Here is a 16,755-nt window from a genome sequence, read left to right on the forward strand (position 1 = left end):
CTCCTCTTCTGCACTCAAGTCTCCCAGTTTCCAATGACCCTCCCCGGTTGAGCCGGGGGCTTTCACATCAGACTTAAGAAACCGCCTGCGCTCGCTTTACGCCCAATAAATCCGGACAACGCTTGCCACCTACGTATTACCGCGGCTGCTGGCACGTAGTTAGCCGTGGCTTTCTGGTTAGATACCGTCAGGGGACGTTCAGTTACTAACGTCCTTGTTCTTCTCTAACAACAGAGTTTTACGATCCGAAAACCTTCTTCACTCACGCGGCGTTGCTCGGTCAGACTTTCGTCCATTGCCGAAGATTCCCTACTGCTGCCTCCCGTAGGAGTCTGGGCCGTGTCTCAGTCCCAGTGTGGCCGATCACCCTCTCAGGTCGGCTATGCATCGTGGCCTTGGTGAGCCGTTACCTCACCAACTAGCTAATGCACCGCGGGTCCATCCATCAGCGACACCCGAAAGCGCCTTTCACTCTTATGCCATGCGGCATAAACTGTTATGCGGTATTAGCACCTGTTTCCAAGTGTTATCCCCCTCTGATGGGTAGGTTACCCACGTGTTACTCACCCGTCCGCCACTCCTCTTTCCAATTGAGTGCAAGCACTCGGAAGGAAAGAAGCGTTCGACTTGCATGTATTAGGCACGCCGCCAGCGTTCGTCCTGAGCCAGGATCAAACTCTCATAATAAAAGTTAGAACAATCTTGCGATTGTTAAGCTCAATTTGTTTGCTAGCATATTGCTTGCTTGTTAAAAATGTTTGTTGTCTTGAATTGAATCAAGACGCCCTACACATTTGGTTCGTCTATTCTTTGTTCAGTTTTCAAAGGTCTACGTTACCTCACAGCAACTTTTATATCATAACAAACTTTCGTTTGAATGTCAAGAACTTTTTTGAAAAAGTTCTTTAAGTTGTTTTGCTCGGTTGTTGTTGTCTGTTGTGACAACTTCTATATCTTATCATCTCATTTGTTATTTGTCAACAACTTTTTTGTTGTTTTTTCAAACTTTTTTCGAGAGATTTGAAATCAAGAATTGTTATTTAATTAGTGATTTCTGAATCGCTCAGCTGTGTGACTCGCCTTGCGACATGTAATAATATACCAAGATTTCAAGCATTGGTCAATCATTATTTTCACTTTTTTTAAACTTTTTTTCAATACCGATTATTATGATTGGTCTAGGTGTTTTCGTTCGTTTTTTACCCCCTTTCATCCTTTTTTGGCTATAGTTTATTAACTTTTAGCAAAATCTTCTAAATTTATCGTAATATATCAAGGATTTTGTCCTTTTTAGCAATTATTTGTTAAAATATGGAAAAGAGATTTTTTTATATATGGAGGAAATGAACGCTTATGAAAATTTTAGTTGCAGATGATGATAAAGAAATTGTAGAACTATTGAGTATTTATATTCATAATGAAGGATACGAAGTCGTGAAAGCTTATGATGGAAAAGAAGCGTTATCCAAATTGCACACAACACCAGATATCGATTTATTAATCTTGGACATTATGATGCCAATCATGGATGGAATGGAAGTAGTGAAAGAACTTCGAAAAGAATCGCAAATTCCAATTATTATGTTAACAGCAAAAACAACCGATATGGATAAAATCAAAGGCTTAGTTGCTGGTGCAGACGATTATGTCACCAAGCCTTTCAATCCTTTAGAAGTAATGGCTCGGGTGAAGTCTATTTTACGTAGAAGTCAAATGCAATTAACCAAAGAAGAACCCGATGAATTAGAAGTCGGCCCATTAATGATTAATAAGGACTCTCACGAAGTCAAAACAATAGAAGGAAAAGAAATTCAATTAACCGCTCTTGAGTTTGGTATCCTCTATCTATTAGCTAGTCATCCAAATCGTGTGTTTAGTGCGGATGAAATTTTTGAGCGTGTGTGGCAACAAGAAAGTATTGTTTCTGCTAAAACCGTGATGGTTCACGTCAGTCATTTAAGAGATAAGATTGAAGAAGCAACTGGTGGAGAAAAAGTCATTCAAACAGTGTGGGGAGTTGGATATAAGATCGATGCTCGTTAAACCTAAAAAGATTGAAAAACAAAAACGAATTACCTTAACTTCTAAAGAAATCAGCGAGTTATTAGCAGAAGCAATTGTGACAATTGTTTTATTACTACTATTAAATGTCTCAATTATGTTCCTTTTAGGACAACTACTTAGTGAAAACTCGCCCTTAGCTGGTGTCATCTGGGCCACTAAGGATGCGGTCGCTAAAGAATTAAATACTGATTTGTTTTGGAGCTGGAATAAATTTGTCTTACCCATTTTCTTTTTAGTAGATGCAGCTGTTCTCTATTGGCGCTTAATTCGTCGCTACCATCAAATGCAATTGCGTCATATTATCAGTGAGTTACATTACATCGCTGATGGTAATTACAATCACCGCATTCCGTTTGAATTAAGTGGTGATTTAGCAAAAGTCGTGACGAGTATTAACGGTCTGGTGGATAGTACTGTCGCAGCCATTGAAGATGAACGGCGAATTGAAAAATCAAAAGATGAATTAATTACGAATGTCAGTCATGATATTCGGACACCGTTAACTTCTATTATTGGTTATCTGGGATTGATTGAAGATCGTCAATTTCATAGCCAAGAAGATTTACTGAAATATACGCATACCGCTTACGTCAAAGCGAAACAAATGAAATTATTAGTTGATGATCTTTTTGAATATACAAAAGTCCGTCAACCAAGTGTACCGATTCATACGACGACTTTTGATATGGCACAATTAATTGAACAGCTTGCTGCCGATTTTGAATTGGAAGCGAAAAAGATTAATATGCAAATCCAAGTAAAAGCCAATCCAGCTTCTTTAATGATGGAAGGCGATACGGAAAAACTAGTCCGAGTCTTTAACAACCTTCTTTCAAACGCTTTGAAATATGGCAAAGGCGGCCATCATATTGTAATGGAAGTAGACAAAGTCGGCACCGAAGCAATTATCGCTGTTCGCAATGATGGACCAGCTATCCCTAAACATTCTTTAGATCAGTTATTTGACCGCTTCTATCGTGTCGAAGAATCCCGATCACAAGAAACGGGTGGTACTGGTTTAGGTCTGGCTATTGCACAAAGTATTGTTGCTTTACATGGTGGATATATTTATGCGAAGTCTGATCAAAAGTGGACTTCCTTTATTATTCATCTACCCTTACAGCGTACCAACAAGAAATCAGAGAGTTAATTGACATCCCTGAACTTTTTCGGTATTCTATAGAAAAGAGAAAACTAAGAGAAAAAGTATTTATGGCACTGAATTCCAGAGAGTTTGCGGGGGTGCGAGCAAACATTCATCTATAAAGAAGTCCGTCTCTTCCAGGTGTCCAGCGAAATAAGTTGGAACGGTCTGCAGCCGTTATCTGCAAATCAAGGGCAGTAACATTACTGAACTTGGGTGGTACCGCGAGATTTCCAGTCATTTCGTCCCAAGAATATTTATTTTTGGGGTGAGATGGCTTTTTTGTTGTTTTCTACAACAGTTATTATTGATTATGTACTAATTTTAAGGAGGAAAAAATATGTTAGATGTAAAAATGATGCGTCAAAATTTTGACGAAGTAAAAGCAAAGCTACAAACCCGTGGCGTGAAAGAAGAAATCTTAGTGGAATTTCTGCGTTTAGATGAAAGTCGCCGTGATTTATTAGTCAAAGTCGAAGAAATGAAAAAATACCGGAATGATGTGTCTGCTGAAATTGCTCAATTAAAACGAAACAAAGAAGATGCAACGGCCAAAATCGCGGAAATGAAAGAAGTCGGCGGTAATATTAAAGCGTTAGATGCAGAAATTAATGCTATTGACGAAGAGCTACGTGGGATCACAACTACTTTACCGAACTTGCCAGATGATTCTGTGCCTGTTGGTGCTGGTGAAGAAGAAAATGTAGAAGTACGTCGTTGGAGTGAACCAAGAACTTTTGCTTTTGAACCAAAACCACACTGGGAAGTCGCTGAAAACTTAGGCATTCTAGATTTTGAACGTGGTGCCAAAGTAGCTGGTAGCCGTTTTGTTTATTACAAAGGCTTAGGTGCTCGCTTAGAACGTGCGTTATACAACTTCATGTTAGATTTACATGTTTATGAACATGGCTATACAGAAATGATTACGCCTTATATCGTTAATGACACCGCCATGTTCGGAACTGGCCAATTTCCTAAATTTAAAGAAGATGTCTTCCAATTACAAGATACGGATTTAACGTTAATCCCAACGGCAGAAGTCCCGTTAACTAATTACTACAACAATGAAATTTTAGATGGCAAGGATTTACCGATTTACTTTACGGCCTTGAGCCCTTCTTTCCGTTCTGAAGCTGGTAGCGCTGGTCGTGACACACGTGGGTTAATTCGTTTACACCAATTTAATAAAGTTGAAATGGTTAAATTTAGTGATGCAGAGCATTCTTATGAGGAATTAGAAAAAATGACGAATAATGCCGAAGAAATTCTGCAAAAACTGGGATTACCTTACCGTGTCATGGCTCTTTCAACAGGTGACATGGGCTTCTCAGCTGCGAAAACTTATGACTTGGAAGTTTGGATTCCTGCTCAAGAGACGTACCGTGAAATCAGTTCATGCTCAAACTGTGAAGATTTCCAAGCGCGCCGTGCGATGATTCGTTACCGTGATGAAAACGATAAAGTCCAATATGCGCATACACTCAATGGTTCTGGTTTAGCCGTGGGACGGACAGTCGCTGCTATTTTAGAAAACTACCAAAACGAAGATGGCTCTGTAACTGTACCAGAAGTCCTAGTTCCTTACATGGGTAACCTAACAGTTATTAAATAAAGGGAGAATAAAAGTCGTTGTCTGATATCAGATAACGGCTTTTATTCTATAGGAAAAGGAGCCTGTAACAAAAATCACTTTGGATTTTTGTTACAGGCTTAAAAATTGATAAACAGTGGAAACAGAAGCACCTCCTTTATTCTAAAGAAAAAGAGGCAGACGTCGAAATGACGTCTGCCTCTTTAAATTTTAAAAAAATCAGCTTTTATTTTATTGAACAGAATAGTTTGGTGCTTCTTTTGTGATTTGAACGTCATGTGGATGTGATTCTTTCAATCCGTTACCACTCATTTGAACAAATTGTGCTTCTTCACGCAACGCTTTCAGGTCTGCTGCACCGACGTAACCCATCCCTGATTTCAGGCCACCGATTAATTGGAAGACAATATCAGAAACGCTTCCTTTATAAGCAACACGTCCTTCGATTCCTTCTGGCACTAATTTGTTTGCTTCATTGACACTTCCTTGGAAGTAACGATCACTTGATCCTTTTTCCATTGCGCCCAATGAGCCCATGCCACGGTAAGTTTTGAAACGACGGCCTTGATAAATTTCAAATTCGCCTGGAGATTCATCTGTACCTGCTAACATACTTCCTAGCATTACAGCATGTCCACCAGCAGCTAAGGCTTTCACGATATCACCAGAATATTTAATACCGCCATCAGCGATAATTGCTTTACCATATTCTCTAGCTACAGAAGCAGCATCATAAATCGCTGTTAATTGAGGAACACCAACACCGGCAACGACACGTGTTGTACAAATTGAACCAGGTCCAATACCAACTTTAACAACGTCAACGCCGACATCATACAATGCTTTGGTTGCTTCAGCAGTGGCAACATTACCAGCAATTAATGTTGCTTCAGGGAACGTTTCACGAATTTCTTTAATTTTGCGAATAACGCCGGCACTATGGCCATGTGCAGTATCGATAACAATCGCATCGGCACCTGCTTCTAATAATGCTTCCGCACGTTCGAACGTATCACTAGTGACACCGACTGCTGCCGCCACAAGTAAACGACCGTGTTCGTCTTTGGCAGCATTTGGGAATTCAATCACTTTTTCAATGTCTTTAATTGTAATTAAGCCACTTAAGCGACCTGCTTCATCAACGATTGGTAATTTTTCGATTTTATGTTTCTGTAAGATTTTTTCTGCATCTTTTAAAGATGTGCCAACTGGCGCAGTGACTAAATGATCTTTTGTCATGACTTCTTCAATTTTGATTTGGTAGTCGGTTACAAAACGCATATCACGGTTTGTAATAATTCCGACTAATTTACGGTTTTCCATTGTTTCTACAATTGGCACACCGCTAATACGGTAACGACTCATTAATTCTTCTGCATCCGCTACTAAGTTTGTTGGTGTTAGAAAGAATGGATCAATGATAACGCCGCTTTCAGAACGTTTGACTTTACGTACTTCGTCTGCTTGTTGGGCGACAGTCATATTTTTATGTACGACACCTAGTCCACCTTGACGAGCCATCGCAATTGCCATATTACTATCTGTAACAGTATCCATACTGGCACTCATCAATGGAATATTTAACTTGATATTTTTAGCTAATTGTACACTCATGTCTACATCATTTGGTAAGACATGGCTTTCTGCAGGGATTAATAGCACATCATCAAATGTAAGACCTTTTTTCGCAAATTTTGTTTCCCAATTTGACATTTTTTTGTCCACTCCTCGACTTAATTTTATATATGAAAATAACAGATAATACTAAGGAAGTCAACTAGATTTGTTTAAATAATCAATGAGGAATAAAGGACAAAACGCCGAAATCGGTTTGTCCTTTATTCAACTCTTCCTAATTAAGGTTCTACTTTCATCGTTGTTCTTTTATCTTGTGTTTCTTTTTTTGTTGTAAAAATCGGCTAAATCCAAAACCGCCGACAGAAAGCAAGGTAATCATTGTCCCTATTTTTTGCACTTTTGTTCTTTGATAACGGATGTCGACATGTCCTGTACCAGATAAAGAAAGAGCGGCTAAGCCTCCTTGATTAGTTAGGCTCATTTTTTTAACGCCCGTTTGGTTTTTCATTTGAATCGTGGCTTGATAGCCTAAGTAATAAATAAAAGGAACGGTCACCTTCGCTGATTGATTCACCACTTGGTAGTCAAATGAAATTTTCCCATAAGGCATTCTAACATTTGTAATGGTTACTTGTTCTGCCGAATAATCAAGTTGTCGTTTTTTCTGTTTCAATAATTCCTGATAATTGATTTCATCTGGCAAATATTCATGGCCCGCACCGATATAAAAAGGCGCTGGCTGCTCATACTCAGCTTTTGTTAACAGGCGGCCTTGTTGTGACTGAATACTTTGATATTGATAAATGCCCAAATTGCTGACGGCAAGGAAAACCAACAAAGCCACGGTCCAAGATTTACGGAAAACGCCCCATTCGTCTTGTGCAATGAAAAAAGCGAGCATTACGGAAAGAATCCCTAAAAACCGCCAAGGAAACTGAATCGTATTTAAAGGCGTGTGGTTCAGCCAGTGCCAAGGAAAAAGCGTGGTAACCATCAATAAGAGTACCAGCGTCAAACCAATAAACCGTTTGTCCTGAATTTTTTTGCTGGCAAGCGAAACCACTGCTACAACAAGTCCCACAAACAAAAGGGTTCCTAGATTCGCTGTTTTCGCGTGAAAAACACTGCTCTTTAAACTATTAATGAAAAGAGAAACAATAGGATAACTTCTTTCGGAAATATAAGTGAGTGGATTGGATGTAACTTTAAACACTTGATTTTTCATTTGTTCAGCAACTGGTAAAAGATAAAAGGCCAGCCAAAGCAGCGTCAGACCTGCAGCCTTCGCTAATGCCCACAGGACCTCCTTTTTAAAAAACTGCTGCCAATAAAACAGAATGTATAACCCAATCCAAATAGAAAACATTTCAATAGAAATAAAGTGAGCCAACCCAATCCCAGTCATCGCCAGCGTTAACAACGGCCAATATTTCGTGGCTCCCTTTCGTAATAAAAACAGGCTCGCTAAGACCAACGGAAAAAAACTTAGCGCCAAAAATTCTCCTAACGCTTGGCGATTAAACAAGTCTTGCATGCGGTAAATAGATAAGCCATACAAAATGGCAAAGAGATAGCTTCTTTTTTTAGAGAGCGCCATTAATCGGCCTGCATAATAAGTAAGGCTAAATGTTGCCAAGTTTACTGCAAACACAAAAATCGCCATACTAGCGACAAAGGAAAGCCCCAGAACACGCAAAAGCGCAGGTAAATAAAGATACGCATCTGGATAAAACAAACTAGAGGCATAGCCATAGCCTCCCAAGAAAAAATAATTGATTTTAGGAAACCAGTCGTTGTTTTTAATTGCTAATGCGAGGCCTTCCACCCGATTTTGATGAAAGCGGAAATCACTTGCTCGTAAAAAATTCTCTTGAAAATAGACAAAATAGAGAGAAAGTCCACTTAATAAGAGAAAACTAATAAAAATGAGTAGCCGCTCGTGTTGACGGCACCAAGACTTCACTTGTTGTCCCATAAGAGGCTCCTTTCTTTAGCAAACTTCTGAAAACAGAAGCCTGGGACACTAGTTTTTTCGACTAATCCCCCAGGCTTTAACTGTTAAAACGCTCTATTGAGAGAGCGACTTTGCTTGTTGCAGTTTCTGCGTCAGTCGAACGGATTCACAATTGAGCGCGCGCCGTTTATTGACGTGTCATGAAACTACCTTGAATATTGTATTTTTTCTTGAAGAAATAGCGTGCTACAAAGGCTAACGCACCGATTACTAAAGCAATCATCGGATCTAAAATGGGATTGATCACTGGTGGCAGCATCGCTGAACCAGCGAAAACTGCAATCCACAAGAACATTCCGCCAAATAGAATGGCAGTCGTTTTTAACCAACCAGGACGTTTGCTTTTGTCGCCACCTTGACGATCAAAACGGTAAACATATTTGTGCATTAGATAGAAAACATAACCCCCAGCCATCGCACCTAAGATATATGTGGTTAATCCGAGAGGCTGTGCAGTTCCTTTTGAAAATAGAGACATCGCCGCTAACATGATTGTTAATAAACCAAGTAATAGTAAGGTATTGTCGAGCCAAATCATCCAGCCCGCTGGTTCTTTGACTTCTGCTGGTTTATTTAAAATTGCTTCCGTCCGTTCTGAAACAGTGCCAAATAACTGACGGGCTGTTTTGCCTGTTTTTTGACCGGCTACTAATTCTGGTAAAATACCGTGTAGAGCCAATGCTAGCTCTTCTTCAGATAAATTAGCCGCTTTTAATGATTTTTTTAAGTCAAAAATGTATTGTTCATTTCTTTTAGTCAAATTCTGTTCTAATTGACGATTCTCAGCCACGATTGCTCGTAATGCTTCTGCTTCCATAGTTGTATCCTCCTCACCCTCATGTAGAGGGAACCTCTTTCTAAACGGCTGAATGGCCTTAAATATGTGGGCTTATCCCAAAACAAATTGCTTGTTGGGCACATTTTTTTAAACGTTAAAACGGAACAACATAACATCGCCATCTTGAACGACGTAGTCTTTTCCTTCTAAACGAACACGGCCCGCTTCTTTGGCAGCTTGCATATTGCCATATTTATCTAGGTCTTCATAAGAAACTGTTTCCGCACGAATGAAGCCTCGTTCAAAGTCACTGTGGATAATCCCAGCTGCTTGAGGTGCCTTGATTCCCTTACGGAACGTCCACGCACGAACTTCTTGTTCACCAGCTGTAAAGTAAGTAGCTAAGCCTAACAAATCGTACGCCGCACGAATCAATTGATCTAAGCCAGATTGTTCAATGCCCATTGCTTCTAAAAATTCAGCCTTGTCTTCTTCAGAATCCAATTCAGCAATTTCTTCTTCTGCTCGCGCACTAACCACGATTACTTCCGCATTTTCACTGGTTGCAAAATTACGAACTTGTTGTACATACTCGTTGTTGTCTGGATCCGCCACTTCATCTTCTGAAACATTTGCTACATAAAGGACCGGCTTTGTGGTTAATAAGAAAAGAGATTTAACAATTTTCTCTTCTTCTGGCGTAAATTCAATCGTACGAGCAGATAAACCTTCTTCTAAAACTGGTTTAATTTTGTCTAAAACAGCTAATTCTTCCACCGCTTCTTTATCTTTTGCTTTCGCCATTTTAGCCACGCGAGTATAGCGCTTATTGATTGAATCTAAATCTGCTAAAATCAGCTCTAAATTAATTGTATCAATGTCTGCTAAAGGATCAACGAAATCCGCATCCCGATTTTGTTCACGCATGATATTTTCGTCATCAAAACAACGAACCACGTGACAGATTGCATCTACTTGACGAATGTGACTTAAAAACTGATTTCCCAGCCCTTCTCCTTTGCTGGCACCTTTAACAATTCCGGCGATGTCTGTAAATTCAAACGTTGTGGGAACTGTTTTTTTCGGTTTTACTAGTTCTGTCAAGCGTTGTAAACGGGCATCTGGTACTTCAACCATGCCGACGTTCGGATCAATCGTTGCAAAGGGATAATTTGCAGCTTCTGCTCCTGCTTTTGTAATTGCGTTAAATAGGGTCGATTTACCAACGTTTGGTAAGCCGACAATTCCAGCTGTTAGTGCCATTTGTTTTCCACTCTTTCTCTCAGTCTATTCTCTTTTCTATTAGAGGCATCAAAGCATTAGTCTGCTTTTTTCTCGATTACTTTTTTTAATTTTTTAGTAAAATCACGACGCGGCATCATGACAATATGCCCGCAATTCGTGCACTTGATTTTGATATCAGCGCCCATGCGAATGATTTGCCAACGATTTGCTTGGCAAGCATGCGGCTTTTTCATTTCGACAATATCGCCTAAATCATACATGTTCCAAGCCTTCTTTCTTCTCTTACTTATATAAAAATACCATGATTACAATACCATTTTTTAACGAAACTAGCAAAAGGATTTGTGACTTTCTGTCTTACTTTCTCACTTTGCTTTTTATTCCTCGTCAAAATGAATATCTAAAATATCTAAAATTCTAGCCAAATCCGAAGAGGACAAGTACTCAATTTCAATTTTTCCTTTGCCTTCTTTTTCTTGAATTGCTACGGTTGTCCCAAATTTATCCATTAAGCGGTCTTCACTTTCACGAATATAAATGGGTTTTTCTTTGATGGCTTTTTTCGCTTTTTTGCCCTTTTTGCCTTGTGTTTCGTTTAATTCAGCGACAAGTTGTTCTAATTGTCGAACCGTTAAATTGTCTTTAATACAACGATTAGCTAATGGCAATAGCTGTTCTTTGTTCTTCAAGCCTAATAACGTCCGTGCTTGACCCATTGACATGCTTTGTTTTTGAACCATTGCTTTGACCGCATCTGGTAAGGTTAGCAATCGTAAATAATTGGCAATATACGGGCGACTTTTGCCCAAACGTTCTGCGACTTCCGCTTGTGTTAATTTCAAATTTTTCATTAGCATTTCATAGGCTTCTGCTTCTTCTAGCGGATTTAAATCTTCCCTTTGTAAGTTTTCCAAAACAGCAACTTGCATCATGGATTCTTCATCAAATTCGCGAATAATTGCGGGAATTTTTTCTTTGCCGGCTAATTTAGAAGCCCGGAACCGACGCTCACCTGCAATAATTTCATAGCCTTTAACTGCCGATTTACGGACAATAATCGGTTGAAACACACCGGAATGTAGAATCGAGTTTGCAAGTTCTTGTAAAGAGGTTTCATCAAATGTTTTCCGCGGTTGGTAAGGATTGGGACGAAGTTCGTTTAATAGAATTTCTGTCACTTGTTCGTTCTTAACGTCGACATCTTCTAGCTTTGCGATATCTTGAAACAAGGCATCGATGCCTCTGCCTAACCCTTTGCCTTTATTCATTCTCCAACACTTCCTTTGCTAGTGCTTGATACACTTCGGCACCTTTTGAGCGAATATCATAGTCAATGATTGGTAAACCATGACTTGGTGCTTCGGATAAACGGACATTTCTTGGAATAATCGTGTCATAGACTTTTTCACGGAAATATTTACGGACTTCTTCAACGACTTCGGCACCTAAATTGGTCCGAGCATCGTACATGGTTAACAAGACCCCTTCAATTTTCAATTCAGGGTTAAAATGTTTTTGAACCAAGCGAATCGTATTTAGCAATTGACTCAAGCCTTCTAATGCGTAATATTCACATTGAACAGGAATTAGAATCGAATCACTTGCTGTAAAAGCATTGATTGTTAAATGCCCTAGAGAAGGCGGGCAATCAATTAAAACGAAATCATACATGTCTCTTACTTCATCAATTGCTAATTTCAAGCGCGATTCTCGAGCCATCATTGAAGTTAACTCAATTTCGGCGCCTGCTAATTGAATAGTTGCAGGAACAATATCTAAATTTTCACGGCTGGTATGTTGAACCACGCTAGTGATTGGTTCTTCATTTACAAGGACATCATACACATCGTGTGCGACATCTGGTTTAGGGACACCCATGCCACTGGTAGCATTTCCTTGTGCATCAATGTCGATCAGTAAGACTTTTTTGCCTAAGTTTGCTAAACATGCGCCTAAATTTACAGTGGTCGTTGTTTTACCAACGCCGCCTTTTTGGTTCGCTACAGAAATAATTCGTGTCATGTGTGTGCCTCCATCTTATTTAATCGGTTGTTTATTTGGTAATCCAGGTTTTCTGGGATATTTTTTAGGGGTTTCTTTTTTCTTTTGAATCACGACAATGTGGCGTTCGTCTGCCGTAATCGGCAAAGTAAAACCAACTTCTTTCTGAAATTGACCGCCTAATGTAGCGATTGCAGGTTTTGCTTCATTAATTTCTTCTTCACTTTTCGATGCTTTTAAGGCTAAAAAATAGCCTTCTTTTTTAACTAAGGGTAAACACAGTTCACTTAAAACATTTAATCGTGCAACTGCTCGCGCTGTAACGTAATCAAACGCGCCACGAAATTCTGCTTTTTGACCAAATGTTTCTGCACGATCATGATACAAAGAAACATTAGCCAAACCTAGTTGATTCACCAACTCTGTTAGGAAAGTAATTCGTTTATTTAAAGAGTCAACAATTGTGACATTTAATGAAGGAAAAACAATTTTCAAAGGAATACTTGGAAATCCTGCGCCTGCGCCAACATCACAAATGGCTTTATCGCTGGCAAAGTCTTCAAAGAATGCCAACGAAACAGAATCATAGAAATGTTTCAAATAAACTTCTTTTTCTTCTGTAATGGCTGTTAAATTCATTTTTTCATTCCATTCTACTAGTAAATGGAAATATTGGTCAAATTGTGTCATCTGTTGGTCTGTCAATTCAATGCCTTTTGCGGCTAATAGTTGTCTAAATTCTTCGGGTAGCATAAAGACTCCTTCCTTTTTTGTGAAACAGAAAAATGTTTCACAATCATCTTTTCCTACTTTAACGCAAATAGCAATTTCTTGCAATGCTTTTCGGAAGATTTTTGCCTGAATGATAAAAGAAAAACCCGCCTTTTTATGTAGTAAAAAGTCTCTAGCCACGGGCCAAAATGTTCAATTGGCGGCAACGAAAACCGCCTTTCTCTAAGAGTAAAACAAGCCAATGTTTCATGTGAAACATTGGCTTGTTTTACTTACTATAATCATCGCACTTTATTTGTCGTTCTCTGCGGTAGTCGTATTCTTGGATACGGGGACTTAACCAACCTTTTTGGGCTGTTTTTCGTAATTGATGATCAAATCTCCCTGGTGGTGAACTATCTAGTAATTCATGGGTACGATTATTCCGATTTGCATAATTAAACGATTCACCATTCAAGACTTTTTCCTGGTATTCATTGTTTTTGGCCGCTTGATAATAAGCTGGATTACTAATTAATCTGCCTCGCCAGTCTTCAACTAACACATCCCACTGGGTCACAAAGGTCCCTTCTTCATTCAAAATAAACTCACTGTGAAAATTAGGTGTCAATCGTTTCTTATTAATTAAAGAATAGGATGCCCCCTCAGGGTATTTGTTATGCAAACGAGCAGAGCTTTTTTTCAGTTTCCGCCCGCCCATTCCTTGCGGCTTGGCCGCAAAAACATAGCGTTTTAATGCCTGTTCATCGGTGTCCCCTTCTTGTTTAAAAAAATCGCGGATATACGTGATATTTTGACGATCAATATACATTCTTAATTGATGTATCTTTTTCGCTTTCTCTTGATTAAAGCTCCCAAGAAGACCTAACGGATAGGCTTTTTGAACTGTTTTTGCCAACAAATCCCAAAACGTCGCATGCGGTGCAATCGTCTTCGAGAAACGATAAGGTCCTACTAATTGCAACATGCCATGCTGATCCAACACTGCACCTAATTGCCATAACAGTAACGAGAGCTTTTCTTGCGGACGATAAGCCGAAAAGCGAAATAATCGCTCATACGCTGAAGAGCCCACTTCTTCCACTTCAGAAAACAGTTCCGCGACTGCTGTTTTCGCTTGCTCAAGTGGCAAGAAACGCGTGTCTTTTATGGCGCTTTCCACTAATCCATAAACAGCTTGGCGGTCCCAGCCAGCGTCAATCGCCGCCTCTACACCAGCACTCATTGCTTGTTGTAATTTTTGCCAACGTCCCATCTTCTCGCCGCCTTTTTCTATATACTTCTTCTATAATGATAATCCTTTCCCCACAAAATGCCAACTGCTTAACGCAAAAAAACAACCCGCCCTTTGGGGAAGGGCGGGCGGAGGAGTTAAAAAATGAAAAAGTGTTTTGTTAGGGTTTTGTTTATCGGGTATGTTTAAATAATAGCCGTTAAATGTGAAGAAACTATGGTAAAAATGCGCCTTCTTTTCAACAAAATTTTGAAAAAGTCTCTTCAGAAATTAAGATTTTTTTTGCGAAGTTGTTTACTTGCTACCTCTATTCAATATATTATATATTTAATATCCATAAAATCACAAAATAAATATACATAATAATGAATATTTATTCAACAGTTAATAAAACAACCAAAAAAGCGAGTGATTTACACTCGCTTTTTCAACTAAATTAAATGATTTTCTCTTAAAATATCACCAATATACGTATCCTCAAATTTCTTCACAAAGTGTTCAACCATTTTGCGTTCCACGAACGGCATATCCATTTCTGTTAATTTTTTCTTGTCAGATAAATAATAAACAGAGTTTGCTAAGACGCGCAAGTCGTATGCAGAAGCAAACACTTCTGGTACTCCGCGTTCAACCTCTAGCAATTGATAAACAGCTTCCATCGCTGTCCGTACAGAATACTCTGTTGTAAACACCGTATCTCGTTCAGTATCTGCGAAGTTCCCAATGAAAGCAAGATTTTTAGAGCCGTTTGGTACAACTAATGGTCGATCGCCTGGTTCTCTTAACATAAAGTAAGAAGTGATAAACGGCATATAAACCGGAATAGTGGTAGCCGATTCTTCTGAAATACGTTCAATTTCCCCTTCTGGGACCCCTAAATGATAAAGTAACTCTTGCGTAATTTCTTGGCCTGTACATTGTTCGATTGGTTTTTTGATATAATTTCCTGGTTTATTAGAAAGTAATCCATATACCCAGGTTATAGATTGTTGATCATTTTGTTCTTTAAAATGCGGTTGTCTATGCATAGCGAAACTCATCATCCAATTAGAGTCTTTGATAGTAATAATACCACCTGTGACAATTTTTCCTGTCCGTAATTTACGATGTGTTAACCGAGAAAGATACGGTTCAATATCGAAATTTTCCCACGTAATCGTTGCTGAGACAAACCAACTTTCATCTGGTAAATTTTCACAGAAAACTTCTGGGTGCCCAAATTCTGGGGATTGTTTTGCTAAGTTTTTCCAGAGATTCCAACTTCCCCCTAGTTCATGAGTAATTGGTGCTGGTGTATGATGATCTCCTTGCGTCGAACTTTCAGTAATTGAGCCATTCGTTACGAAGACTAAATCATTTTCAGTTAAAGGAATTTCTTTGGTTTTGCCCGCTTGTGTCAACAATAATCGCCGAGCAACTTTAGTAGCTCCTTTGATGTCGACTTGGATATCATTGATCGTTGTTTCATATTGAAAGTCTACCCCTTGATTGGTTAAAAAGCTTAATAATGGTTTCACTAACGATTCGTATTGATTGTATTTGGTAAACTTCAAGGCTGTAAAGTCAGGCAAACCTTTGATGTGGTGGATAAAGCGCATGATGTAACGGCGCATTTCAATGGCAGAGTGCCATTTTTCAAAAGCAAACATTGAACACCAATAGATCCAAAAGTTGGATTCAAAAAATTCTTCGCCGAAAACATCTTCAATTTTTTTGCCAATTAATTGATCTTCAGAAGTCATAAATAAATCAACGATTTCTTTTTGTGCTTTTTTGGATAAAGTAAATTGTCCATCATCCGGGACACGTTCGCCACGGTTATGAATAATGCGGCAATTTGAAGAATTCGGATCATCTAAATCTAAACGGTAAAACTCATCTAGGACAGAGGCATCTTCTACTTCTAATGATGGTACCGAACGAAATAGATCCCACAAACACTCGAAATGGTTTTCCATTTCGCGTCCGCCGCGAGTGACAAAGCCATCATGGGGAATAAATTTACCATCTAAAGAACCGCCAGACAGCGTGAGTTCTTCAAAAATGTGAATATTTTCGCCCTTCATTTGACCGTCACGAATTAAGAAAACAGCCGTTGCTAAACCTGCTAGGCCACCACCAACGATATAGGCACTCTTGTCATCTACACCTTTTGGTTTTCTTGGTCGAGCAAATGCTTCATAATTTCCATTTGTGTATCTCATTCTCGTTTCCTCCTATCATTTGATACCCTCATCATACTGCTACCAAAAAAAATACCCAAAAGATAACCCTTTTTTTTAAGAAATTCTTTGACAAATAAAGAAAATTGTCTAATTTTTAAGCAAGTGAATAATCGTAGATGTTTCATGTGAAACAAAAAAAGAACGAGAAG

13 protein-coding genes, 1 rRNA gene and 1 other annotated feature (1 of these 15 running past the window's edge) are annotated in these 16,755 nt (G+C 39.0%); of the genes, 3 read left to right on the forward strand and 11 right to left on the reverse strand.

Going from position 1 to position 16,755, the window contains the following annotated elements; translation table 11 throughout:
* A 16S ribosomal RNA gene (locus IGL07_RS13365) occupies window positions 1–687 on the reverse strand (it extends 874 nt beyond the left edge of the window).
* 666 nt (window positions 688–1,353) lie between these two features.
* Between IGL07_RS13365 and IGL07_RS13370 the strand changes: the two genes are divergently transcribed.
* The 3 genes from IGL07_RS13370 to serS all read left to right on the forward strand — a co-directional run bounded on the left by IGL07_RS13370 (window position 1,354) and on the right by serS (window position 4,820).
* Window positions 1,354–2,043 carry a response regulator transcription factor gene (locus IGL07_RS13370; protein WP_002355963.1) on the forward strand — a complete coding sequence of 230 codons (690 nt, stop codon included), beginning with the start codon at window positions 1,354–1,356 and terminating at the stop codon, window positions 2,041–2,043.
* Complete coding sequence (locus IGL07_RS13375) at window positions 2,033–3,214, forward strand: sensor histidine kinase (protein ID WP_002363566.1); 1,182 nt, start codon at window positions 2,033–2,035, stop codon at window positions 3,212–3,214. The genes IGL07_RS13370 and IGL07_RS13375 overlap by 11 nt, the downstream gene beginning before the upstream one ends.
* Before the next feature lie 40 nt (window positions 3,215–3,254).
* Window positions 3,255–3,461, forward strand: a binding site (T-box leader).
* 87 nt (window positions 3,462–3,548) lie between these two features.
* Entirely contained in the window at window positions 3,549–4,820 is a 1,272-nt protein-coding gene (gene serS, locus IGL07_RS13380) for a serine--tRNA ligase (RefSeq protein WP_002355965.1), read from the forward strand.
* Between the two features lie 210 nt (window positions 4,821–5,030).
* On the opposite strand, the gene guaB is transcribed toward serS, so the two are convergent.
* From guaB to IGL07_RS13430, 10 genes are all read right to left on the reverse strand, one after another.
* Window positions 5,031–6,512: an IMP dehydrogenase gene (guaB, locus tag IGL07_RS13385; RefSeq protein ID WP_002355966.1), complete on the reverse strand. Its 1,482-nt coding sequence runs from the start codon at window positions 6,510–6,512 to the stop codon at window positions 5,031–5,033.
* 157 nt (window positions 6,513–6,669) lie between these two features.
* Window positions 6,670–8,352: a 6-pyruvoyl-tetrahydropterin synthase-related protein gene (locus tag IGL07_RS13390; protein WP_002415387.1), complete on the reverse strand. Its 1,683-nt coding sequence runs from the start codon at window positions 8,350–8,352 to the stop codon at window positions 6,670–6,672.
* Between the two features lie 166 nt (window positions 8,353–8,518).
* Window positions 8,519–9,208, reverse strand: a complete 690-nt coding sequence (locus tag IGL07_RS13395) for a DUF1129 domain-containing protein (protein ID WP_002363563.1) — start codon at window positions 9,206–9,208, stop codon at window positions 8,519–8,521.
* Window positions 9,209–9,316: 108 nt separating this feature from the next.
* Window positions 9,317–10,432: a redox-regulated ATPase YchF gene (ychF, locus tag IGL07_RS13400; protein ID WP_002355971.1), complete on the reverse strand. Its 1,116-nt coding sequence runs from the start codon at window positions 10,430–10,432 to the stop codon at window positions 9,317–9,319.
* Window positions 10,433–10,488: 56 nt separating this feature from the next.
* Window positions 10,489–10,674: a DUF951 domain-containing protein gene (locus tag IGL07_RS13405; protein WP_002355974.1), complete on the reverse strand. Its 186-nt coding sequence runs from the start codon at window positions 10,672–10,674 to the stop codon at window positions 10,489–10,491.
* Between the two features lie 117 nt (window positions 10,675–10,791).
* Complete coding sequence (locus IGL07_RS13410; RefSeq protein ID WP_002355975.1) at window positions 10,792–11,682, reverse strand: ParB/RepB/Spo0J family partition protein; 891 nt, start codon at window positions 11,680–11,682, stop codon at window positions 10,792–10,794.
* Window positions 11,675–12,436: a ParA family protein gene (locus tag IGL07_RS13415; protein ID WP_002355976.1), complete on the reverse strand. Its 762-nt coding sequence runs from the start codon at window positions 12,434–12,436 to the stop codon at window positions 11,675–11,677. The genes IGL07_RS13410 and IGL07_RS13415 overlap by 8 nt, the downstream gene beginning before the upstream one ends.
* A 15-nt stretch (window positions 12,437–12,451) precedes the next feature.
* Window positions 12,452–13,168 (reverse strand): 16S rRNA (guanine(527)-N(7))-methyltransferase RsmG, encoded by a 717-nt coding sequence (gene rsmG / locus IGL07_RS13420; protein WP_002355977.1) that lies wholly within the window; start codon window positions 13,166–13,168, stop codon window positions 12,452–12,454.
* Window positions 13,169–13,415: 247 nt separating this feature from the next.
* Complete coding sequence (locus IGL07_RS13425) at window positions 13,416–14,402, reverse strand: DUF3114 domain-containing protein (protein WP_010816931.1); 987 nt, start codon at window positions 14,400–14,402, stop codon at window positions 13,416–13,418.
* Between the two features lie 410 nt (window positions 14,403–14,812).
* Complete coding sequence (locus IGL07_RS13430) at window positions 14,813–16,585, reverse strand: oleate hydratase (protein ID WP_002361446.1); 1,773 nt, start codon at window positions 16,583–16,585, stop codon at window positions 14,813–14,815.
* Window positions 16,586–16,755: the final 170 nt, after the last annotated feature.

This window comes from Enterococcus sp. DIV1368f (assembly GCF_051712245.1).
In the GTDB taxonomy this organism is placed as follows: domain Bacteria; phylum Bacillota; class Bacilli; order Lactobacillales; family Enterococcaceae; genus Enterococcus; species Enterococcus faecalis.